20 protein-coding genes are annotated in these 23,042 nt (G+C 60.1%); 10 read left to right on the top strand and 10 right to left on the bottom strand.

Annotation, left to right across the window (positions count from 1 at the left end; genetic code table 11):
* Window positions 1-14: 14 nt before the first annotated feature.
* The 3 genes from hmeg3_RS23355 to tauA form a co-directional block, all read right to left on the bottom strand.
* On the bottom strand, window positions 15-878 hold the full coding sequence (locus hmeg3_RS23355) for an ABC transporter permease subunit (protein ID WP_094566522.1): 864 nt from the start codon (window positions 876-878) through the stop codon (window positions 15-17).
* 77 nt (window positions 879-955) lie between these two features.
* Window positions 956-1,741, bottom strand: coding sequence for a taurine ABC transporter ATP-binding protein (locus hmeg3_RS23350; RefSeq protein WP_094565842.1), 786 nt, complete (start codon window positions 1,739-1,741; stop codon window positions 956-958).
* A gap of 31 nt (window positions 1,742-1,772) precedes the next feature.
* On the bottom strand, window positions 1,773-2,819 hold the full coding sequence (gene tauA, locus hmeg3_RS23345) for a taurine ABC transporter substrate-binding protein (RefSeq protein ID WP_094566521.1): 1,047 nt from the start codon (window positions 2,817-2,819) through the stop codon (window positions 1,773-1,775).
* Window positions 2,820-3,238: 419 nt separating this feature from the next.
* Here tauA and hmeg3_RS23340 point away from each other — a divergent pair, with 419 nt between their 5' ends.
* Complete coding sequence (locus hmeg3_RS23340; RefSeq protein WP_094565841.1) at window positions 3,239-3,988, top strand: sulfite exporter TauE/SafE family protein; 750 nt, start codon at window positions 3,239-3,241, stop codon at window positions 3,986-3,988.
* Between the two features lie 154 nt (window positions 3,989-4,142).
* On the top strand, window positions 4,143-4,817 hold the full coding sequence (locus hmeg3_RS23335) for a hypothetical protein (protein WP_232511783.1): 675 nt from the start codon (window positions 4,143-4,145) through the stop codon (window positions 4,815-4,817).
* A gap of 10 nt (window positions 4,818-4,827) precedes the next feature.
* Here the strand turns inward: hmeg3_RS23335 and hmeg3_RS23330 are convergent, their stop codons facing one another.
* Window positions 4,828-5,091 carry a DUF2164 domain-containing protein gene (locus hmeg3_RS23330; RefSeq protein WP_094565840.1) on the bottom strand — a complete coding sequence of 88 codons (264 nt, stop codon included), beginning with the start codon at window positions 5,089-5,091 and terminating at the stop codon, window positions 4,828-4,830.
* Window positions 5,092-5,238: 147 nt separating this feature from the next.
* Between hmeg3_RS23330 and hmeg3_RS23325 the strand changes: the two genes are divergently transcribed.
* A complete protein-coding gene (locus hmeg3_RS23325) occupies window positions 5,239-6,300 on the top strand; it encodes a DUF4105 domain-containing protein (protein ID WP_198361910.1) in 1,062 nt (353 codons plus the stop codon).
* A 2-nt stretch (window positions 6,301-6,302) separates the two neighbouring features.
* Here hmeg3_RS23325 and hmeg3_RS23320 read toward each other — a convergent pair whose 3' ends face one another.
* Window positions 6,303-7,259, bottom strand: coding sequence for a LysR family transcriptional regulator (locus tag hmeg3_RS23320; RefSeq protein ID WP_094565839.1), 957 nt, complete (start codon window positions 7,257-7,259; stop codon window positions 6,303-6,305).
* 98 nt (window positions 7,260-7,357) lie between these two features.
* On the opposite strand from hmeg3_RS23320, the gene hmeg3_RS23315 reads away from it, so the two are divergent.
* The 4 genes from hmeg3_RS23315 (at window position 7,358) to hmeg3_RS23300 (ending at window position 14,040) form a co-directional block, all read left to right on the top strand.
* The gene (locus tag hmeg3_RS23315; protein ID WP_094566518.1) at window positions 7,358-8,626 is read left to right on the top strand and encodes an MFS transporter; all 1,269 of its coding nucleotides are present in this window, start codon (window positions 7,358-7,360) and stop codon (window positions 8,624-8,626) included.
* 347 nt (window positions 8,627-8,973) lie between these two features.
* A complete protein-coding gene (ribA, locus tag hmeg3_RS23310; RefSeq protein ID WP_094565838.1) occupies window positions 8,974-9,621 on the top strand; it encodes a GTP cyclohydrolase II in 648 nt (215 codons plus the stop codon).
* A 79-nt stretch (window positions 9,622-9,700) separates the two neighbouring features.
* Complete coding sequence (locus tag hmeg3_RS23305) at window positions 9,701-10,870, top strand: GTP-binding protein (RefSeq protein ID WP_094565837.1); 1,170 nt, start codon at window positions 9,701-9,703, stop codon at window positions 10,868-10,870.
* Between the two features lie 308 nt (window positions 10,871-11,178).
* Window positions 11,179-14,040, top strand: coding sequence for an EAL domain-containing protein (locus hmeg3_RS23300; RefSeq protein ID WP_094565836.1), 2,862 nt, complete (start codon window positions 11,179-11,181; stop codon window positions 14,038-14,040).
* A gap of 6 nt (window positions 14,041-14,046) precedes the next feature.
* Here the strand turns inward: hmeg3_RS23300 and hmeg3_RS23295 are convergent, their stop codons facing one another.
* The 4 genes from hmeg3_RS23295 to hmeg3_RS23280 form a co-directional block, all read right to left on the bottom strand.
* The gene (locus tag hmeg3_RS23295; protein ID WP_094565835.1) at window positions 14,047-14,850 is read right to left on the bottom strand and encodes a metallophosphoesterase; all 804 of its coding nucleotides are present in this window, start codon (window positions 14,848-14,850) and stop codon (window positions 14,047-14,049) included.
* A 19-nt stretch (window positions 14,851-14,869) separates the two neighbouring features.
* Window positions 14,870-15,802 carry an AEC family transporter gene (locus hmeg3_RS23290; RefSeq protein ID WP_094565834.1) on the bottom strand — a complete coding sequence of 311 codons (933 nt, stop codon included), beginning with the start codon at window positions 15,800-15,802 and terminating at the stop codon, window positions 14,870-14,872.
* A 135-nt stretch (window positions 15,803-15,937) separates the two neighbouring features.
* The gene (locus tag hmeg3_RS23285; RefSeq protein WP_094565833.1) at window positions 15,938-17,221 is read right to left on the bottom strand and encodes an MFS transporter; all 1,284 of its coding nucleotides are present in this window, start codon (window positions 17,219-17,221) and stop codon (window positions 15,938-15,940) included.
* 146 nt (window positions 17,222-17,367) lie between these two features.
* Window positions 17,368-18,315: a LysR substrate-binding domain-containing protein gene (locus hmeg3_RS23280; protein WP_094565832.1), complete on the bottom strand. Its 948-nt coding sequence runs from the start codon at window positions 18,313-18,315 to the stop codon at window positions 17,368-17,370.
* A gap of 160 nt (window positions 18,316-18,475) precedes the next feature.
* Here hmeg3_RS23280 and mnmC point away from each other — a divergent pair, with 160 nt between their 5' ends.
* Together mnmC and hmeg3_RS23270 are read left to right on the top strand one after the other, a co-directional pair.
* Window positions 18,476-20,299, top strand: a complete 1,824-nt coding sequence (mnmC, locus tag hmeg3_RS23275; RefSeq protein ID WP_094565831.1) for an FAD-dependent 5-carboxymethylaminomethyl-2-thiouridine(34) oxidoreductase MnmC — start codon at window positions 18,476-18,478, stop codon at window positions 20,297-20,299.
* Between the two features lie 57 nt (window positions 20,300-20,356).
* Entirely contained in the window at window positions 20,357-20,983 is a 627-nt protein-coding gene (locus hmeg3_RS23270) for a pyridoxamine 5'-phosphate oxidase family protein (protein WP_094565830.1), read from the top strand.
* Between the two features lie 94 nt (window positions 20,984-21,077).
* Here hmeg3_RS23270 and hmeg3_RS23265 read toward each other — a convergent pair whose 3' ends face one another.
* A complete protein-coding gene (locus tag hmeg3_RS23265) occupies window positions 21,078-21,407 on the bottom strand; it encodes a YXWGXW repeat-containing protein (RefSeq protein WP_094565829.1) in 330 nt (109 codons plus the stop codon).
* 323 nt (window positions 21,408-21,730) lie between these two features.
* Between hmeg3_RS23265 and hmeg3_RS23260 the strand changes: the two genes are divergently transcribed.
* Window positions 21,731-22,927, top strand: a complete 1,197-nt coding sequence (locus tag hmeg3_RS23260; protein WP_094565828.1) for a low temperature requirement protein A — start codon at window positions 21,731-21,733, stop codon at window positions 22,925-22,927.
* Window positions 22,928-23,042 lie beyond the last annotated feature (115 nt).

The following is a 23,042-nucleotide window of genomic DNA, read 5'->3' as shown; positions in this document are numbered from 1 at the left end:
GCAGCGGCGAGCGCTTACATCTTGCCTTTCCACGGAATCAGCCGGACTTCCATCTTGCGCATGAGAACGTCGATGCCGTAAGCCAGCAAGCCGATCACGACGATGCCCATGATCACGACATCGGTGCGCAGGAAGTTGGACGCATTGAGCACCATTTGGCCGATGCCGGCTGTGGCCGCGACCATCTCGGCCGCCACCAGCGTAGTCCAGCCGAAGCCGATGGCGATGCGCATGCCGGTCAGGATTTCCGGCAGCGCCGCCGGCAAGACCACTAGCCGGATGACCTGCCAGTTGCTGGCTCCCAGCGACCGCGCGGCGTTGATCTGCTCCACCGCCACCGAGCGTACGCCGGCTTTGGAAGCCATTGCCAGCGGTGCAAAGCAGGCCAGGTAGATCAGCGTGATCTTGGCGCTTTCATCGATGCCGAGCCAGATCACGATTAATGGCAGATAGGCTAGCGGCGGCAGCGGCCGGTAAAACTCGATGAGTGGATCTGCGATGCCGCGCGCGATGCGCGAGGTACCCATGGCGATGCCGACCGGCACAGCGGTGACGACTGCCAGCAAAAATGCCGACATCACGCGCGAGATGCTGATCAGCACATGCTGAGCCAGCGGCGTGTCGCCTTGCGTCTGTCCCTGCAATGCACTGACGAAGGCCTTGAATGTTGCCGCCGGCGACGGAAGAAACAGCGGCTTGATCCAATGCATGCTCGTCGCCAACCACCACAACGCCAGCAGTGCGATGACGGTGACGCTGCTGATGACCCAGGTGCTGCCCTGGCCGAGTGCGCCATAGCTGCGTGCGCGTCGGCGGTGGGCCGCATTGGACAGCAGCGCAGGCGCGGCCTTCTTGACGATGGTGGTGCCGGTGGACATGGTCAGCTCCGCGATGGATGTGCCGGTAGGGGACGCGGCAGAGGAAGACGAGGAAGGCATGGAAGATGTGGAAGACATCAGTGCATTCCTCCCGATGAAGTTTCGTGTACCAGCGTCAGCACGCGTTCGCGCGCTGCGATGAAATCGGGGCTGGCTTTGGTGCCTCTGGCGTCGCGGGTTTCCAGGTAGCGGCGGGCGAAGGGCAATTCCATCTCATGCACCACGCGGCCCGGATGCGGCGCCATGATGATCAGCCGGGTAGCCAGGAACAACGCCTCTTCGACATCGTGCGTGATGAAGAAAAACACGCCCTTGGCCTCGTCCCACAAATTGAGCAGCAACTCCTGGATCGACTCGCGCGTGAAGGCGTCGAGCGCGCCCAGCGGTTCGTCCAGCAACATCACCGACGGCGATGACGCGATGGCGCGCGCCACGCCGACGCGTTGCTGCATGCCGCCGGACAACTCGTAGACCTGCTTGTAGGCCGACGACAGCAGGCCGACCTTGTTCAGGCATTCTAGTCCGATGCGGCGGCGCTCATGCAGCGGCATCTTGCGCAGGCGCAATCCGAACTCGACGTTCTCCACCACATTCATCCACGGCATCAGTGCGTGCTTCTGAAACACTACACCGCGCTCATAGCCCGGCCCTTCGACCGGGGCGCCGTTGAGCAGCACCTCGCCGCGGGTGGCGGGAATGAAGCCGGCGATGGTGTTGAGCAGCGTAGTCTTGCCACAGCCCGACGCACCCAGCGCCACCACGAACTCGCCCGCTGCAATCGACAGCGACACATTGTCCAGCGCGAGACTGGGCGGCCCTTTGCGCGCAGCGTACTCGATGGACACATTGTTGATTTCCAGCATGGTCGGTCTCCGTGAATGAACGTGTCTGGATTTACTTGGCGAGCGCCTTGACGTACTGGTCGGTCACGCCCACCGAGTAGTCAGGCAGGGTGCTTTGCAGCGTCTTCTGTTCCTTCAGGAAGTCGGCGGTTGCCTGCAGCGATTTCACTGCGCCTGCGTTCTTGCCCCCGGACAGCCATTTCACCGAAGCCTGTTCGGCCGGTGTCGGGAACTGGTACAGCGCCAGCGCTGCCGCCACTTCGCCAGGTTCGCCGCCGCTGATGGCTGCCACGGCCTTGCCCTGCGGTGTGCTGCCGGTCCATTGCTCTGGATGCGCGCGATACATGGCGTCGTACTTGGCGAGGATCTTGACCAGGCTCATCATGAAAGCCTGATTGTTTTGCGCCCACTCGCTGTTGACCACGAAGCCGTCAAAAGTCGCGATGCCGGTGTCGGCGGCGATCTTGCCGGAGCTGGTGATGACCTTGCCGCTGGCGGAAATTTTTGCCAGCACCGGATTCCAGACGAAGGCGGCATCGATGTCGCCGCGCTCCCAGGCTGCCGCGATTTCAGGCGGACGCATGTTGAGTACCTTGACGTCGCTCGGCGACAGGCCGGCTTTCTTGATTGCCAGCAGCGCGTGGAAATGGCTGGTCGAGACGAACGGCACACCGAGGCGCTTGCCTTTGAGTTGTGCCACGCTGGTTACGCCGGAACCGTTGCGCGCCACCATGGCTTCGGCGTCGTTGATGTTGTCGAGAATCCAGAACAGCTGAATTGGCAAGCCCTGGCTCAGACCTGCAGCCACCGGGCTGGAACCGGCTTCGCCGATTTGTACGTTGCCCGAGGCCATGGCGCGGATGACGTCGCCGCCGCCGCCGAATTTGCGGTAGCTGACCTTGTAGCCGGTTTCCTTGGCGATTTCGTCGAGCTGCTGCGCGTAACGCCACGGCACCATCATGTCCTGGAAGGCAATCGTCACTTCCTTGTCGGCGGCAAGCGTGCTGCCGGCGGCCGTCAAGAGACTGGCGGATACCAGCAACTGAGCAGACTTCCGAACCCACTTCTTCAACTGCACATTGTGGATGCTGGCGATCATGCGATACAACGCGGATGCTTTCATGTGATACCCCTCGATGAGATGTGATGTTGAGTAAGCTGCCGACACGGCGTGCCGCAACACATCTACTGTGACGCAGAATCCGGGCCAGACGATGGTGCCACGGCGAGCTTTCGATTGGACCAGCCGCATGCTTGCGGCTGGTCGGGCGATCTACATCGGTATGTACGAGACCACTCTGCGGCACTCTCCGGTCGCGAGTGCCAGCCATCCGCAAACAGTGCTCCCGGCCTGACGGCGTCTGCTCCCGATCTGTGCATGGCCTGCCACCACGGCACTGTTTTTGTGCGAGCGATGACAGGGCTTCGCTGGATCCATCGATTGCTGCGCTTGGTCTTATGCACCCGTGTTCATCAATGCAATGATTGCGCCAACTCAATCCGATAGCAGTCCACGCCATGATCTCGTTTTCCATTTTGTTGCCGCTGGCGCTGATCAGTTTGCTCGCCGGCATGGCCAAGGGCGTTACCGGATTCGGTGCGGCGATGGTGATGGCGCCTTTGTTCGGTCTGCTGCTGCCGGCGCCTGAAGCCGGCGCGTTGATTGTGCTGGTGCATTGCGCGACCTGCTTGCAAGGCGTTCGTCGATGGGGGCGTCTGGTGCAATGGAAATCGGTTGTGCCGCTGGCGCTGGTGGCGCTGATATGCACCGCGCTGGCGATGCGTTGGATCGCCTCCTCGGGTAATCCGCAATTGCACCGCGTGACCGGCTTTGCGGTGCTGGCGATCACCGTCCTGCATCTGCGCGGCTGGCGCTGGCGGCACGGCGGCGGCATGCGGCCGACGATTACCGCCGGTGTGCTCAGCGGCGCGATGACCGCACTCGGCGGCATGGGTGGTCCGCCTGCCGTGTATTACTTCAGCGGGATGAGTGCAACGGGAGAGAAGGAAGGCAGAGCGGACTCCGTCGTCTTGCGCGCCAATCTGCTAGGTTATTTTGCTGTCCTGTTCATCGGCGCGACTATTCTGCTCGCGGCCAGCCGGCAACTTCACGCGCCGTTGTTGATTTCCACCTGCTTGCTGGTGCCGGCCTTCGCCGTCGGCGTGCTGCTCGGCGAGCGTCTTTACGGCTGGCTGCCAGCCATCTGGTTCAACCGCATCGTGGTCGGATTGCTGCTGGCCTCGGGAGGCGTGGCGCTGATCGGATGATTGTGTAGGCCTGGCCGCGGGCGGTTTAGCATCGCTGGCCTGACGCCGGTGTAAGATAGACGTGGTCACGCACTAACCATGTTTCTCGGCACAGGGTGAGTCAATGATGATGAAACAACTATCTTCCGTATTTTTTATCGCAAGCGTCGCGGCAATGTCGCTGCATCAAGCCTGCGCACAAACCGCTGCGTCCACCACACCGGCGCCCGCCGCCGATCCCAGCTGCGATTGCCAGCAACCGGTTGGTGCCTGTTCCGCATCCATTGCCGTTAAACCGGTAGAAGCAACCACGCTGGGTTCGTACGCGGCGGAATTGAAATTCACCTCTTCCGCACCCGCTTGTTCCAAAGTCAATTACTACGTCGACGGCACGCCGTATTTCAATGTGCTCGTGAGTGGCAACACCGGCACCGACAGCATCTGGGGACCGAAGCAGATCGGCCGCTCCAACATCACCGAGATCAGTTGCCAGGTCTGCAAGCAGGTATCCATCACGCCCGTCCCCGAAGACAAGAAGCCGGTCAAGAGCGAACTCAAGCCGACGCTGTTCGATGGTCAATGGGCGGGAGCGGGGAATAATTCTTTCGGTTCGGCACAGCGCTGGACGCTCAGCTTCGCCACCACGGCGGCGGGGCAGGCAGCCATTACCGGCACCATGGAAGGCAGCTTCCCGACGGTGCCGATCAGCGCCAGTGGCACCGTCAGCGGCAGCACGCTGAGCTGGAAGGATCAGCAGACACTTTGTTCCGCGAGCTTGTTGACGGATGTGTCGCTGGCCTTCGAATGCCACGGCCAGGGATCGGTGCAGATGGTGATGAAGCGTCAATAATCGTTGGATGTCAGCGACGTCTTGCGTTCTTGCTCCAATAGCCGAACGGCTCTTCATGGCAATCAATGTCCAGCTCGGCGACACGGCTTTGCATCTGCTCCTGGGCATCGTGGATGGCGGCGTTGTAGATCAGCGGCCCGACTTCTTCGAGGAAGAAGTGCAGTAGCGACTCAGCCTGCAGGTTGCCTGCTTCTGCATCGAAGTTGTCGCGCAGATAGCGTTGAATCGAGGCAGTGGCTTCCTTTTGCAGTCCTTGCTCCAGCTTGATGGCCATGATGTTTGTTTCCTGTCGGTGGTGATGGTGTGTGCAGCCGGGGCGTTATTGTAGACCGGCCGACGGTATGGACTGCAAGTGTCTTTGCGTGCTCTTGCCTTCTGCAAATTCCGCTATCCTGTGATCATCGCTCATCCTCTCATTGCCATGCCGGATTCCCCTTCCTCTACTCCTCGCCCACCAGTGGGCCGCCTCCGCAAGCGCATCTGGATTGCCCTGTGTCTGTTGTTGACGCTGGTGATCACCACTGCAGGCGTGTGGACCGGCTTTGCCTTGTGGTTTCAATTGACTGCGCCGATGCAGATCAAGGTGGCCGCCATCGTGTTCCTTGCGCTGGCGATGCTGGTGGCTGTGCGTGCACCATGGCAGCGGAGGCAGCGACGCTGGAAGCCGGTGTTGTGGTTTGCGTTGTTCTTTGCCGGCGTACTCGGTTGGTGGAGCACCTTCAAGCCATCGCATGATCGGGTCTGGGCCGATGACGTGGCGCGACTGCTGCACATCGACGTCGACGGCAGCAAGGTGCGGCTGACCAATGTGCGCAACTTTGACTGGCGTAGCGAAACCGATTACACCGTGCGTTGGGAGAATCGCGAATACGATCTCGATCATCTGGTCACGGCCGATCTGGTGCTGTCGTATTGGATGGGGCCGGCGATTGCGCATACGCTGGTGTCCTTCGGTTTTGACGACGGCCGCTACCTGACGTTTTCGGTCGAGATCCGCAAGGAGAAGGGCGAGAATTTTTCGGCGCTGGGCGGATTCTTCCGCAAATTCGAAACCGTGCTGGTGGCGTCGGATGAGCGCGACATCGTCCGCGTGCGCACTAACGTACGCGGCGAGGATGTGTATTTTTATCGGCTCCAGGTCGAGCCGGCAACGCTGCGCAAATTGTTCATCGGCTACGCCGGCGAAGCGCGCAAGCTGGAGGAAGCGCCGGCCTTCTACAACACCCTCACCAGCAATTGCACCACCATCGTGTTCGATCTGGCGCGTGCCATCAATCCGCAATTGCCGCTGGATTATCGCCTGCTGGCATCGGGCTATCTGGCGGAATATGCCTACGATGTCGGCGGTCTCACGCCGGGCTTCGACTATGCCACGCTGCAGGCGCGCGGACGGATTACCGGGCGCGCACTGGCGGCCGGTAACGATCCGCGGTTTTCTGAATTGGTCAGGGCCGGCATTCCCGGTGTGTCCCCCCTAAAATAATCTTAGGTCCAGCGCGCAGCGGAACCCACCGCCGCCGGCATCGCCTCGCGCATGGTTTCGATGAAGTAGCGCAACCGCGCCGGATAGAAGCGGGCATAGGGGTAGATGATCGAGACCGGCAGCGGTGCGGCTTCCCATTCGGGCAGCAACGGCACCAGCCGGCCGTTTTCCATGTGTTCCTGCAACAGCCACGCCGAACCGAGCATCAGACCGACACCTTCCACTGCCGCGTTGGTCAGGGCATACAAACTGTCGGAGCTGAGCCGGGGCTGGAATGCCACCTCGGCGACCTCACCGGTGATGACATTTTTCAGCGTGATGTCGCGTCGATAAAACTGGGGAATCGCCAGCCACGGCATCCCTGCCAGATCGCGCGGATGTGCAGGCATCGTGTGTTGCGCCAGCAGCGAAGGGGCAATCGCCAGCATGCGCGGCACTTCCGCCAGCCGGATCGCCACTACCGAGGGATCGGTGACTTCGCCGACCTGGATCGCGCAGTCGATGCCGTGTGCGATGAAATCGGCGATGCGGTCGTACAACAGCCATTCCACCGTGATGCCGGGATGACGCCGCATGAACTCGGCCAGCGGCGCAATCAGCTGGCGTTGCCCGAAGGCATTGGGCACCACCACGCGCAGCGAACCGCCGGCTTCCACATTGGCGCCGCGTAAATCGAATTCGAAAGACTCCCACTCCGCCAGCAGGTTGAGTGCACGTTCGTAGCAACGCTCGCCATCTTCGGTCAGTTTCATTGCATGGGTGGAACGTTGCAGCAGACGCAGACCCATCGAGCGCTCCAGCAACTGTAACCGGCGGCTGATGGTCGGTTGCGTGGTGCCAAGCTGCTGCGCCGCCGCCGACAGGCTTCCCGCCTGGACGATGCGCACGAAGGTCTGGATCAGCTCGATGCGATCCGAGGCCGTTGGGGCAGGTGGATTGAAATTTTCTGGCGGGGTCATACGTCAAGCGTATAACAATTCTGCAAGCCATGCTACTACCGCAGTGCAGCATCGCGGCGCAAACTGCGATCCATCAACAAATTAAAGGGGTGCATATCATGTCTTCCATTCAACAAACGCATACAGCCGCAGGTGGTAAAACCCACGCTGCTGCTGCCACTACTATTGCGGCTCCAGCATCGGCCGGTGCCAACCTGCCGGCGTCGCTGATGCTGCTTTTGTCCGCCGGCGCCGGTCTTGCCGTCGCTTCGCTGTACTACTCGCAGCCGATGCTCGGTATTCTCGGCGCCGACATCGGTGCTTCGGATCGCGCCGTCGGCATGGTGCCGATGCTGACCCAGCTCGGTTATGCCCTCGGCATCCTGTTGCTGGCGCCGCTCGGTGATCGTTACGACCGCCGCCGCATCATCCTGATCAAGGCCGCCGTCCTCACCGGCGCATTGTTGCTGGCAGGCGCATCGTCCGGCATCACCATGCTGCTGGTGGCGAGTCTGGCCATCGGCTTGTCGGCAACGCTGGCACAAGACATCGTGCCTGCCGCCGCCACGCTGGCTTCCGAAGAACATCGCGGCAAGGTGGTCGGCACCGTAATGACAGGGTTGCTGCTCGGTATCCTGCTGTCGCGCGTCTTGAGCGGCTTCGTGGCAGAACACTTCGGCTGGCGCGTGATGTTTGTCGCGGCTTCGGTGAGCATCGCGCTGATTGGCGTCGCGGCATGGCGCGGTCTGCCCCGCTTCAAGGCGACGACGCATCTTGCCTATAGCGCATTGCTGGGTTCGTTGGGCAAGCTGGTGCACAAGCATCCTGCATTGCGCCGTGCGGCACTAGCTCAGGGTTTGCTGTCGGTCGGTTTCAGTGCTTTCTGGTCCACGCTGGCGGTGATGTTGCATGCTGCGCCATTCCATCTTGGCAGCGCCGCTGCCGGTGCTTTTGGTCTGGCAGGCGCCGCCGGTGCGCTGGCGGCACCCTTGGCCGGCCGCATCTCGGACAAGAAAGGCCCTGAACTGGTAACCCGTCTCGGGATTGGTCTGGCGATTCTGTCCTTCATCGCGATGGCCTTCGCTCCAGCCTTCTCGACCAGTGGTCAGTTGTGGTTGCTGGCATTGGCAGCAATTGGTTTCGACCTTGGCGTGCAGGCCACACTGGTGGCACATCAAACCATCGTCTACAGCATCGAACCCGGCGCCCGCAGCCGTCTGAATGCAGTTCTGTTCGTCGGCATGTTCATCGGCATGGCCGCCGGTGCTGCGCTGGGCAGCTTGTTGCTGGCGCAATGGGGCTGGATCGGTGTGGTTGCTCTGGCAACTGCGGCTTCGGTGGGGGCGCTGATTGTGCGGATGTGGCCGGGCAAGAATCGCTACGTCTGAATGTGAACTTGCGCGGAAAGAAGAAGGCTGGAACAGCTGATTGCTGTTCCAGCTTTTTTCGTTTACCAGGCACGCTCATCAATGTGATTAAAAAGACAATAATTTCATCAATACCCGCTTCCGTCCGCAAAAAGCGGCTGCCTGCACTTGAAGAACACCGAGCCTGCTACCATTTAACCTGTCTGTGCAAACTCGCATCGTACCGCGCTCGGGGGGAGCAAGCCCGTTGCATTGAGCAACAGAAAGTAATCGGCGCAAATCCGCGCGCCTGAAAGAATTGAAGCCGCGAGGTAAGATACGCGGCTGCGTCAATCAAAGACGCGTCAGGTCATCACATTAGGTTCATCATGTCGTCAACAGAAAACATCGAAACAGACGTCGTTATTCCCGAAGAAAATCTGGAATTCGTCAGCTCCTGCGCATTGCCGATGCCGTGGGCAACTTTTCAATTGCATGCCTTCGTCGATCATGTTTCCGGCAAGGAACATCTGGCGCTGGTGCTCGGCGATGTCGCCAACGGTGAACCGGTGCTGGCGCGCGTGCATTCCGAATGCCTGACCGGCGACGCCTTGTTCAGCCAGCGCTGCGACTGCGGCGCTCAACTCGAAGCCGCCTTGAAACGCATCGCCAAGGAAAAGCGCGGCGTGATTTTCTATCTGCGTCAGGAAGGTCGCGGCATCGGCTTGCTCAACAAGATCCGCGCCTATCATTTGCAAGACGGCGGCGCCGATACGGTAGAAGCCAACCTGCAACTGGGCTTCCCCGCCGACATGCGCCGCTACACCATGGTGGTGCCGATGATCGATCATCTTGGCATCAAGGGCTTGCGCCTGATGACCAACAATCCACGCAAGGTCAACGCCCTGCAGGAAAACGGCATCGAGATCCTCGAGCGCGTTCCGCTGGTGGAAAATCGCAATCCCTTCAATATCCGCTATCTGCGCACCAAGGCGACCAAGCTGGGTCACTTGCTGCCATCGCACGACAACGATTGAGTGACGAGACGCCGGCCTGCACTACCGCCGGCGCCAATTCTCCACACCTCTTCTGTGCTCCTTCCGGGCCTTTTCAGCCATGACACAAGAAACTCCCGCACTGATCCCGATTTCTCTGCTGACCGGTTTTCTCGGTAGCGGCAAAACCACCTTGCTCAACTATCTGGTGGCGCAACCCGAGCTGAAAGACACGCTTGTCATCATCAATGAATTCGGCGAGATCGGACTCGATCATTTGCTGGTGGCGCATAGTCAGGACGATGTCGTGGTGGAGATGAGCAGCGGCTGTTTGTGCTGCACGATTCGCGGCGATCTGAAAAAGACGCTCAAAGACATCACCTGGCGTTTTGCTGAAGGCGGCAAGCGCAAATTCAACCGCGTCATCATCGAGACCACCGGGTTGGCATCGCCGATTCCCATCCTGCATACCCTGATGACGGACAATTTCATCGCCTCCAAATACCGGCTCGACGGCGTCATCACGACCATCGATGCAGTCAATGGCAATCAGACGCTGGACAACCATATCGAAGCGGTGCAACAGGCTGCGGTCGCCGACCGTCTGTTGCTGACCAAGAGCGATCTCGCCGAGGCCGCGACATTGAAGGATCTGCAGGCGCGACTGGCGCAAATGAACCCCAGCGCCGAGCAGATCTTGTCGCAACAGGGGCAGGTCGCGCCACAGAAATTGCTGGACGCAGGCTTGTTCAAGACGGCGGAAAAAACGCCCGATGTCGAGCGCTGGCTGAACGAAGAATCCTACGCGCAACCTGCGCACGATCACCATGGTCATCATCACGGGCATGCGCACGGACATCATCATGACCACGGCCATGATCACGATCACGCAGCCCACAGCCACGAAGACGTCAACCGTCACGACGATCACATCCGCGCCTTTTGCTTCAGCTTCGATCATCCGATTGAGCCGCATCTCTTTGATGAATGGTTGAGTCTGTTGGTAGGTTTCAAAGGGCAGAATATCCTGCGCATCAAAGGCATCATCAACCTTGCCGGTGAAGATAAACCGACCGTGATTCATGGCGTGCAGCATATTTTCCATCCGACCGTGACCTTGCCGGCCTGGCCATCGGAAGACCGGCGTACGCGCATTGTGTTCATCACCAAGGATATTGAGCGCGCGACGATCGAACGTTCCTTTACTGCTTTCATGCAGGCGCAGGCCATCGAGCAAGAGCAAAAAACACAGCACACGCAGGACGGCGGCAAGCCATCCGGTGCGTGGTAAAAATGCCGCAGTTATCGCAATACGCGGCGTATTACTATTTCTTTCCGGACATATCGATGCGCCACACTTTGAGGCGTATGTCGGCCGCTCTTGCGCCCCGTTATGGTGAGGTGCTGCGTACAGCAAGAGTTTCCCTTGTAGGACAGCGACGCGCCGTTTTAGGGATGCCCGCTCGGCATTGCTCCTCGCGCGACGCATCAACAATTGCCTGAAATAAAGTTGGGAATAAATTAATTAATATTTTGGCGGCAGGGGTAACGGCGCGTTTATGATGGCTCTATCAGGGTCACGGAAAACGTTATCTCGGCATGTACAAAACGATCAAACGCGTGGGGTCGTCCATCTCGGTGTCTTTGACACTGATCATCGGATTTGGGGCGACAGCATTGTTGTTCCTGGGAACCAGCAAGCTGGAAGATGACGCGTTCAATAAGGATTTCGAACGGCGTGCGTCCTTGCGTGTGACTACTTTACAGCGCGGGCTGGAAGAGGCGGTGCAGGTCTTGACGGTGATCAACCGTCTGTTCGCCACTGTCGATAATCCTACCCGCGACCAGTTTCATACCTTCACCGATCCGCTGCTGCAAAAATATCCGCACGTACAGGCTTTCAGTTTTCAACGCTTCGTGATGCGTGGAGAGCGTTACGCTTTTGAAGCGGCAATGCAGCCGCGCTATCCCCAATTTGGCATCACCACGCTCGTGGAAGGCAAGACCATTCCCGCGCCATTGCGCGACCGTTATCTGGTGGTGGATTATCTGGAACCCATGCAGGGCAATCAGGCTGCGCTTGGTCTGGATCTCTCCGCCAATCAGCTGGTCATGGATACTTTGCAGCGCGCCATCGAGACCAACAGCCCCGTATCGACCGGCGCCTTGCGACTCGCACAGGCATCGACCAATGAACGCGGGTTGCTGGTATTGATGCCGGTTTACCGTCACGGCATGCCGCTGACTACGGCGGCAGAACGTCGCGCCGCCGTTATCGGCGACACCACGGCCGTATTCAATGCGCGTGTCCTGCTGGAGCGGATTTTCAATTCCTTCGGACCGATCCGGCGTGAAGGGCTGGAAGTCAGCGTCTATCTCGGCACCAGCGCCAGCCGGGAAGATCTGGTCTATCGCACCGATGACGTCCGGCGCGAGGCGATCGTGCCGGGCTTGCCGAGCTGGCTGGGATACCGTCGTCCGGTGCATGTGCGGCGCACCTTCGATATCGCCGGCCAGCCCTGGCATCTGGAGGTGAAGTCGGCGCCGATTCCACTGACATCCAATCATTCCAATTCGCTGTTGATCCTCGGCGCAGGCACCTTGCTGACTTTACTGGCAGCTGCATATCTTTATACGCTGTCGATGCGCTCGCGCCGCATTCAGCGCACCGTTGACGAACGCACCGCCGAGCTGCGGCTGACCAACGTTCTGCTCAAGGAAGATATCCACGCGCGTCAGCAGGCCGAGCGCGCCTTGCAACTGCGTCAGCGCGCCATCGAAGCCAGCGCCAACGCCATCATCATCATGCGGGCGAATGCGCCGGACTATCCGATTGAATACGTCAATCCGGCGTTCGAGCGCATTACCGGCTATAGCACCGCTGAAGTTGGCGGCCGCAGCATCCGCATGCTGGAAGGCCCGGATGTCGACAAGCAAGGTTTCATCGATATCTGGAGCGCACTGAACGAACAACGTGAGTGCAACGTCGTCCTGCGCACCAACAACAAGGATGGCGCGCTGATGTGGAACGACTTCTACATTGCGCCGGTGAAAAGCGAGGAAGGCAAGGTGACCCACTTTGTCGCCGCGCTCTACGACATCACATCGATGAAGCGTTACGAGGCCGAGCTGGAATTCCAGGCCAATCGCGACGTCCTCACCGGGCTGGTTAATCGCAACATGCTGCGCAAGGTGCTGGAAGAAGCGATGGCTTACGCAGAGCGCTACCAGCGCTCGCTGTGGGTGGTGTTCGTTGATCTGGATCGCTTCAAGTTCGTCAACGATACACTCGGTCACAAGGCCGGCGACTTGTTGTTGAAGACCGTTGCGGGACGCCTGCGCGGCGCGGTGCGCGACACCGATACGATTGCGCGCCTGGGCAGCGATGAGTTTGTCATCGTCATGTCGGAATACACCGATGTCGGTCTCGACACCCGTAACCTGCAACGCATTCAGGCTGCCATCGCCGCGCCGATGACGATCGAGGGACATACTTTCTTTCCGACGTGCAGCCTGGGTGTGGCGGCCTATCCGGACGACGGGCGCGATGCCGAGATGCTGGTCAAGCACGCCGACATCGCCATGTACCGTGCCAAGCAAAGCGGTCGTGACAACTATCAGTTCTACACACCGGCGATGAACGAGCAGGCGCTTGAACGCCTGCGCATCGAAGGCGACCTGCGCCTGGCGCTGGAACGCAACGAATTTCTGCTCCACTACCAGCCGAAGATCGACCTGCGCAGCGGCAACATCGTCGGCATGGAAGCACTGATCCGCTGGCAGCATCCGGAACTCGGGATGGTATCGCCGGTGCGTTTCATCAGCCTGGCCGAAGAGACCGGCTTGATCCTGCCGATCGGTTCCTGGGTGATCCGAACTGCCTGCGAACAGACCAAAGCCTGGCAAGACGCCGGCTGGGGCAAGCTGCGCGTGTCGGTGAATCTGTCGGTGCGCCAGTTCGTGCAAAAGGATCTGGTGTCTTCTATCGCAGCCGTGCTGAAAGACACCGGGCTTGATGCCGATCTGCTGGAGCTGGAACTGACCGAAAGCCTGGTGATGACCGATGTCGATCACGCCATCGGCATCCTGCGCCAGCTCAAGGAGTTGGGGGTGCATCTGTCCATTGACGATTTCGGTACGGGGTATTCCAGCCTGTCTTATCTCAAGCGATTCCCGATTGACGTGCTCAAGATCGACAAGTCCTTCGTGCGTGACATCACCGTTGACGCCGACGACGCCGCCATCACGGTGTCGATCATTTCACTGGCGCATAGTCTCAAGCTGCATGTCATTGCCGAAGGCGTGGAGACGCAGGAGCAGTTGTCCTATCTGCGCCGCCATGGCTGCGACGAAATGCAGGGATATCTGTTCAGCCCGCCGGTGCCGGCCGAACAGTTTGAGACACTGCTGCAGCAAAAAGTTGATCTCATGAAGAGTGCTTTGGTGAGCAGCTCTCGCTAAAAAACGTCAGATCTCCACTACCAGTTGCGGATTGAAATGCGGGTTTTCCCATTCGATTTCCGCCAATGATCGCGCCTGTCTGAGATTGAGCGCATAGCCGCGTGGGTTGGTGATGACGCGGCAGCCTTCCACTTCATAATCAAAACTGTCGTGCACGTGGCCGTGTATCCACAGATCCGCCTGCGCCAGCAAGGGCGTGAGATCGCTGATGAAACCGGGATTGAGCGGAGAACCGGCGAAGCGCGCATGGATCGATTGCGGATGCACTCCGTGATGCGTCACCACCACGGTCGGGCCGTCGAAATCCTGCGCCAGCTGTTGCGTCAGCCAGTGGCGCGATTGCCGGTGCAGCTGCAAGGCGTGCTGCGGCAGAAAAACGCCGTCCGGCATGGTGATCACGCGATGGTCGTAAAGGATTCTGCCGGCTTCTTCCATCGCCGCCTCCAGTGTCAGCGGTTCCACGCCCTCTTGCTGCAACGAATAATCGGTCCACAGACAGCAACCGAGAAAACGCACGCCGCCGATAACGTGTGCGTTATTTTCCAGATGGATGACATTGCCACCATGAGCATCGGCATGGCGGCGAATGTCCTCGACCACGAGCGGGTATTGCGCGTCGTAGGCTTCATGATTGCCATGGATATAAATCGCCGGCACCGGCCAGTCGGCGAAGGCATCGATTGCGCCGACACCATTGTGGATATCGCCGGCGATCACCAGCACATCGGCATCGGTCGGCTCGACCGCGCGATAGCCGGAAAAACCACCCATGCGTTCAAGGTGCAGGTCGGAAGCGATCTGGATTTTCATAGGCGAGTTTGGTATGAGCTCAGTGTGCAATCCAGGCGAGGATCAACGAGATCGTCACCAGTGACGTAGTGGTGGAAATCAGAATCGCGCGCGACATCAGCGCCGCTTCGCGTTGATACAGCTCCGCCAGCATGAAGGGGCCGGTGCCGATCGGCATGGCCGACAGCAGCAGCGCCGTATCCGCCCATAATTTAGGCAGCGGCAAAATCCAGTAGGCGAACACCGCCGTGATGGCCGGATGCAGCAGAAGTTTGAAGCTCACCAGCAGGCTGACCGAGCCGGCCTGTTTGTTCTGTATCGGCTGCGCGAGGAATAGTCCAAGCGACACCAGCGCGCAAGGGCTGGCGGCGGCGCCCAGCAGTTTGAACAATTGCTGCACACCGGTCGGCAGCACATAACCGCTGCTGGCCACCAGCCCGCCAAGGATGGGCGCGATCAGGATGGGATTGCGGATCAGCGAGTTGCCGGTCTTGAGCAGGCAGCGGCCGATGTGTTTTTCGGCGTGCAGGCAGATTTCCAGCAAGACAATGGCGATGGCAAACAACAGACACGCCGTCATTACCATGGCGATCACCGCCGGCGGCATGCCATCGTGGCCAAAGGCCAGCAGGCAGAGAGGAATGCCGATGAAACCGACATTGGCGTACGAAGTGCCGAGGCTGTCGATGATGATATCGGCGGCTGCCGCACCCTGGCGATACTTGATCCATACCGTCAGCAGGAACACGGCGGCGATGCCGATAGCGAACACGGCGATGAAGCGAAGATTGCTGAAGTCGGCCGGTGTCAGACGCGCAATCGAATCAAACAGCAGCGCGGGCAGGCCGAGATAGATGACGAAGCGGTTCAGCTCGCTGGCGGCATTGACGCTGAGGATATTGCGCTTGCGGCACAGGTAGCCGAGAAAGATCAGCGCGAAAATCGGAAAAACGACATTGAAGATGGCGAGCATGGGCAGCGGGTAGCAGGCAATGGGCAGGCAAAAAGCTGCGCACAATGCGCGCAAGCGTAAAAAGGGGGTATCCGAAGGCGTAACGATTTTAATGCGTTTCCTTCGGTCCGTCTTTTTACACCCGCCCATACCCACTCAGGCCGGCTGCATTTGCCCGGTGGAAATGTCGATGGCTGTATCGTCAATCGGAAAATGCAACAGCGCTGCCATCAGCCCGGCAGCAACCGTCGCACCCCACACCAGGGTGTAGGAGCCGGTCAGGTCGAACATGAATCCGCCCAGCCACGCACCGAGGAAAGAGCCGATCTGATGGCTCATGAAGCATACGCCGAACAAGGTGCCGAGATGGCGCGTACCGAACACCTTGGCGACCAATCCGCTGGTCAGCGGCACGGTACCCAGCCAGGTCAGGCCCATGACGGCCGCAAAGATCACGACAGAGGCAGTGCTGGTCGGCAGCAGCAGAAAAGCCACGATGGCGGCGCTGCGGATCAGGTAGAGCCACCCCAGTACGTGGTGCTGGCGAAAACGTCCGCCCAGCCAGCCGCAACCCCAGCTGCCGGCCATATTGAACAGGCCGATCAGCGCCAGCGCAGTCGCACCCAATCCAAGCGGCATATGGCAGAGCAGCAGATAACCCGGCAGATGGGTACCGATGAACGCCAGCTGAAAGCCGCAGGTGAAAAAGCCGATGGTCAGCAGGCGATAGCCGCGATGACGGGCCGCCAGCACCAGCACGTCCTTCAACGAGGATGCGTTTGAAGACGGCGCTGTTATGGCGTTGGTATCAGGGGAAGACGAGGGCGTGGCAGCGGCAGACTTGCGCCGGTTCCGGTCCAGCAGGATGCCGGTGGGGGCGATCAGCAGCGTCAATACTGCCAGCACGAACAGCGACATCGAGACGCCGGCGCTTTCGCGTACGGTTTGCGCCAGCGGCACCAATAGCACCTGGCCGAGCGAGCCGCCGGCGCTGGCGATGCCCATCGCCATGCTGCGTTGCTGCGGTGTGGCGACACGGCCCACGGCCGCCAGCACCACGCCGAAGCTGGTACAGCTGATGCCGATGCCGACCAGCACGCCCAGTCCCAGCACCAGCAATAATCCCGATGGCGCCACCGCGGCCAAGGCCAGGCCGCCCGCAAAGGTCGCCGCACCGAAAGCGACCACCGGCGTGGCGCCATAGCGGTCGGCCGCTGCGCCGGCAAACGGCTGGGCGAATCCCCAGACCAGATTGTGCAGGGCGATGGCGAACGCAATGATCGTCACCGGCAAACCGCGGTCGTAAGAAAATGGATTGATGAACAGGCCGAAGGTCTGGCGTATGCCCATCACGACGCTGAGCACCAGCCCGGCCGTGATGACGACGATGAGTGCGTTGCGGCTCAGCGGGTGAGATGACTGTGTTGAAGGTGCCGGCATGGTAGCTGTCCTGAATACGATGACAGCCGTCACACTAGCAGCGCGCAAGCAGCGCGACAAAGGAAAAACTGTTGACGACAGATGAGCCTGGCTCATCTATTCATCTATTCATCTATTCATCTATTCATCGATAGTTGGATGAACTGCTACGTCCGCTGGTCTTCGAAGCTGCGCGCTTCTTGCAGCAGCCAGTGTTTGAAACCGGACAGGTCGGGGCGATGCCCGGCGTCCTGCGCGCTGACCAGCCAGTAGGCGGTTTCGGCGTCAACCACTTGCGGGCTGAGTTCGACCAGCGTTCCGGCTTCCAGATCGCGGTCCACCAGCGGACGTCGTCCCAGCGCCACGCCGAGTCCGCCGGCGGCGGCTTCAAAGGCCATCTGGATGGTGTCGAAGCGCAGACCGCGCTGTGCGTCGATATCTTTGAGACCGGTATGGCTCAGCCAGGTCTGCCAGTCTTCGCTGGCCTGGCTAACGTGGATCAGCGTAGCGCGGTGCAAGTCACGGGATAGATCAATCTCGCCTTGCGCATCAAGCAGGCGGTCACGATAGGCCGGACTGCATACCGGCACCAGCTGCTCACCGAACAGCCGGGCCCAATTGGCGTCAACAACTTGCGCACGGCTCATGCGGATGGCGAAGTCAAAACCATCCGTCGACAGATTGACCTGGCGCTGCGAGGTGTCGACCGTGACATTCGTATCGGGCCAATGATCGCGGAACGCCGGCAGGCGTGGCAGCAGCCAGCGCGATGCCAGCGTCGGCGCGCAACTGACGGTGATGCTGCGCTGCAGGCCGTAGCGGTCGCCCTGACCGGGCAGGCGTTGCGTGCCGGTGGCGATCAGTGCGAAGGCTTCTGAGATATAGCGCAGGTAGTCGGCGCCTTCAGGCGTCAGGCTCAGTTTGCGCGGTTCACGCACGAACAGCGTGACCCCCAGGCTTTGTTCCAGACTGACGATGCCGTGGCTGACGGCGCTGGGCGTGACGTTCAGTTCGGCCGCCGCCAGCTTGAAACTTTGCAGCCGTCCGGCGACTTCAAAAAATCGCAAGGCAGACAGCGGAGGAAGGCGCGTGTTGGAGGAAGGGCGTTGCGGCATAAGGAATGATGGAATAGTTCCGGCAGCGATCCGGCATCGCCTTGATGTAGCAGTGGGCGGTGCCGGACAAGGCAAGCACAGTGAAAGGACAGCGTATCATATCGGCATATCGGGCAGGCCGCCGCTGTCGGCGGCAGGTCGCTCCTCTATCCCACTTTGCATGACGCCATCTTCACCGGATTATCCGCAGTTCAACGACGCTGACTTGCAGCGGCGTTGGCGCGGGCGTACGCAATTCACCATCTTGCAAAACGGTTTCGGCGACGGCGCGCAACTGCTGCAAGTCTGGTCTGCATGGCGATCAGAAACATCAGACACATCAGACACGGAGGTGCCGGGCCGCCTGCATTACCTCGTCATTGATCCGCAACCGCCCACGCGTGAACAGCTGGCGCAATGGTCATCCGCATTGCCCGAACAACTGCAGCAAGCCTGGCCGCCACAGGTGCCGGGTTATCACCGGCTGTTTCTGACACAAGGAAAAAAACAACTGGTGTTCACGCTGATCAATGGCGACCTGCTAAGCAGCCTGCCGCAATTGGAAGCGCGTATCGACTTCTTTCTCTTGCGCAGCGATCCGGCATGGAATAGTGCGCTGTTGAAATGGCTGAGTCGATTGGCAGCGCCGCAAGCGGGTTTGCTGGCGCAAGGCGAGTTGCCGTTTGCGCGTCGGGAATGGTTGCAGGCTGGTTTCATTTCCGAGAGCAAGAATGAGAACGAGGAGGGCTTTGCACCTGCGCGTTTTTCACCGCGTTGGGAGACGTCATCGATCACAAGTCATATCGACCGCAAAGCCATCGTGATTGGCGCCGGGCTGGCCGGCAGCGCCGCCTGTGAAAGCCTGGCCGCGCGCGGCTGGCAGGTGACGCTGATCGAGCAGCACGCACATGCCGCACAGGAAGCATCCGGCAATCTCGCGGGCGTCTACATGCCGGCGATTTCGCGCGATGACAATCCGACGGCGCGGCTGACGCGCGCGGCCTTTCTGTTTGCGCAGCAGGTCTGGGCGCGCAGCGGCGTATTCGACAGCGCCCGTCAGGCGGGGCAGGCATGCGGCGTGCTGCAGGTGGCGCGCGATGCCGAACAGGCCGGCGCCTTCGAGCAGGCGGCGCGCCATTGGGACTATCCCGTCGATTACGCCCAATGGTTGTCGGCGGATGAGGCCAGCGCGCGTTTGGGCATGGCAACCGGCAGTGGCTGGTTCTTCCCGACTGGCGGCTGGTTGCGGCCAGCCATCGTCTGCGAAGCAATGCTGGAGGCATGCGGTGACCACGTGCAGCGGCACTTCCTGCAAACGGCGAGTTCTTTGCGGCGTGACGGCGACACCTGGCAGGTCTGCGATGTGGATGGACAAATGATTGCGCAGGCGCCGGTCGTCATTCTGGCCAACGGCATGCAGGCCACACGATTTGCACAGGCTGATTCCTTACCCTTGCAGGCCATACGCGGGCAGGTCAGTCATTTGCCGGCATCCGTTTTGCCGGACTTGCCTTTCGTGCTGTGCGGCGACGGTTACCTTACCGGCGCGGTTGACGGTGTGATCAGCATGGGTGCCAGCTATGACCAGGACGATGATCCCGCATTGCGCATCGACAGCCATCGCGGCAATCTCGATAAGCTTGCTCAGTTGCTGCGGCAACCAGAGCTGGCGGCGACGTTGATGTCGGCCACAAATGAAATGCCTCTGTCGGGCCGGGTCGGTTTTCGTTGCGTATCGGCCGACCGCTTGCCATTGATCGGCGCCTTGCCTGATGACGCAGCGCTGGGCGGAGCGGGAGAGGTGCAACTGCGCGAGGTGCCGCGTCAGCCGCAGCTGCACGGCCTGCTGGCTTACGCATCACGCGGCCTGATCTGGGCGCCGCTGGCAGCAGAAATTCTCGCCTGCCATCTGGAGGGAGAACCGGCGCCGCTTGGTAAAGACTTGCTGGGTTTGCTGGATCCCGCAAGGTTTGCGTTGAAGGCGCATCGGCAGGGCAGGTGCTGACTATCAGCTGACCGTCATTCCGTCGCACAGAATTTGAGACTATCAAAGGAGCGTTGCATGTTGGCAGATCATCAATTCGATATTGAGACCGTAGAGAAGCTGGAGACGTTGTTCGGCCAGCCTGCGCAGGCCTCGCTGGCCAAGGAGCTCGATCACATCGACGAGTACTACCGGCAATGGATCGCCGCGTCGCCTTTTCTTGCTCTGGCGACGGTCGGGCCGGACGGTCTGGATTGTTCGCCGCGCGGCGACCCGCGTGGTTTTGTCGACGTGGTCGACGCTCACACGGTCATCCTCCCAGAGCGCCGCGGCAATAATCGTATCGACAGTCTGCGCAATCTGATCAGCGATCCGCGCGTGGCGATGCTGTTTCTGATTCCGGGTCTGGGTGAGACGCTGCGCATCAATGGTCGTGCACGCATCAGCACCGATCCGGTCTTGCTCGCACGCTACGCCATGGACGGCAAGCAACCCAGGGTGGTGCTGGTGATCAAGGTGGAGACGATTTTCTTTCAATGCTCGCGTGCGGTGGCGCGCGCCGGATTGTGGGATTCGTCACGCCATGTCGGGCGCAGCAGCCTGCCGACGCCGGGGCAGATTCTGGAGCGTGTCAGCCAGTCCGCTATTGATGGCGCAGCCTACGATGCCGCCTTGCCGGAACGCGTGAAGACGACGCTTTACTGACAGGTGTTTTTTGCGGCAAGGCTGCAGCAATTAAAAGGCCTGCATGGTAACCATGCAGGCCTTTTTGCTTTGGCGATGATCGGATGCTTCCGGATCAACGTTCCCAGCCACCGCGGTTGAAACGCCAGCCGTCCGGATCCTGATGCCAGCCCGGTGGCGCATAGCGATGGTAGCCGCGACGCACGCGTTCCCAGTGGCCGCCGACCCAGACGTGGCGATGGCCATTCCATGCCCAGTAACCCGGCGCCCAGACGTAGCCGCGGCGTGGAGGCGGTGCGCGTTCATAACGTGGAGGCGGCGGGGGCGTGCCGATGCGGATATCCACCGAGGTGCGTGCTTGCGCTTGTGCTGCCGGCGCCATCAGCACTGCCGATGCAGCGCTCGTGGCCAGCAAGACTGCCAGGACAATATTCTTGTAGGTCATGATGTACTCCCGTGTTTTTAAATGAGTCGTCGGTTCTTGCGGCTCTCTTCCGTTGCCACTCAGCCGATGACTCCAATGTAGAGCAGCTGAAATGTACAGACTGTAATTTTGTGTATCCGTTACGGCGCACTAGTGACGAAACGGAAATAGCCGGAAACAAATCTCCCGTCAGTCGGCTGTCAGAAATACGCAACTGCTGCAGCACTTTCCGTCGCCGAATACGGCACTTGTCTTGTCCCCGCCGCATCGCGCATGCGACGATAGGACTGTGGGTCAGGTGAATCAAGGTCAAGGTTCAAGAGTAGAGAGCAAAAGGGGGGATCATGAAAAAGCCATCGCAAACCGGTCTGCTGCGCGTACGCGACGGTCACGAAGCACGCGTCTCGTTCGTGGAATTATTCTTCGATCTGATCTACGTGTTTGCCGTCACCCAGCTCTCGCATCGCCTGCTGGAAAACCTCACCCTCAACGGGGCCATCGAAACTCTGGTCTTGTGGTTTGCCGTCTGGCTGGCGTGGCAATACACCTCGTGGGTCACCAACTGGTTTGATCCGGAGACCTTGCCCATCCGCATTTTGCTGTTCGCCATCATGCTGGTCGGCCTGCTGATGGCGGCGGCGATCCCCGACGCGTTTGCCGGACGCGGTCTGGTGTTTGCGATTGCCTATGCCGTCATTCAGGTCGGTCGCACGCTGTTCGTGCTGGTCTGTCTCGGATCGCGCCATGCACTCACACCCAATTTTCGCCGCATGTTCGGCTGGCTGGTGATTTCTGCGGCATTCTGGATTGCCGGCGGCATGTCGCAGGAACATCGTTTGCTGTTCTGGATCATTGCCGTCGCCTGTGAGTATTTTTCGCCGATGACGGGTTTTGCCTTGCCGGGCATGGGCCGCTCGGACACGCAGGAATGGACTATCGAAGGCGGGCACCTGGCCGAGCGCTGCCAGCTGTTCGTGATCGTCGCGCTGGGCGAAGCCCTGCTGATCACCGGCGCCACCGTCGCGCACGCGCAGGAGTGGGAAGCGCCGGTCATGGTCGCATTCATCGTCACCTTCATCGGCAGCCTGGCGATGTGGTGGCTGTACTTCGACACCAGCAGCAAGGACGGCAGCGAGGCCATCATGCTCTCCAATGATCCCGGCCGTATCGGTGCTTATTTCCACTACGTACACGTGATCATCGTCGCAGGCGTCATCGTATCGGCGGTGGCCAATGAACTGGTGATTGCGCATCCGGATCAACATATTGCTCCAACGACACTGCTGGTACTGATCGCCGGACCTGCCATGTATCTGTTCGGTAATGCGGTCTATAAAAAGGTCGTGTACCGGCGTTTTCCGCTGTCGCACATTGTCGGTTTGCTGCTGCTGGCCGTGTTGGCGATGTTCGCCCATGTCACGGATCTGCTGATGGTCGCGGGACTGACGACGGCGGTGCTGGTTTTTACGGCAGTCTGGGAAAGTTGCTCTCGTCGCAAGACCGCCTTGAGCTATCAGGACGAACACGCATCTCAGTGGTGAGGTAGTAGTAACGCTGCGGTGAAATAGCGATTCAGGGCATCCGACAAGACCCGCTTCCTGCCGAAGCGGGTTTTTTGTTGTCGTGTTGCCATCCTGCAAGCTCGTATGGAAAGCG

The sequence above is a fragment of the Herbaspirillum sp. meg3 genome (assembly GCF_002257565.1).
GTDB lineage: Bacteria > Pseudomonadota > Gammaproteobacteria > Burkholderiales > Burkholderiaceae_D > Herbaspirillum.
This window is presented reverse-complemented; position numbering and strand designations above follow the sequence as displayed.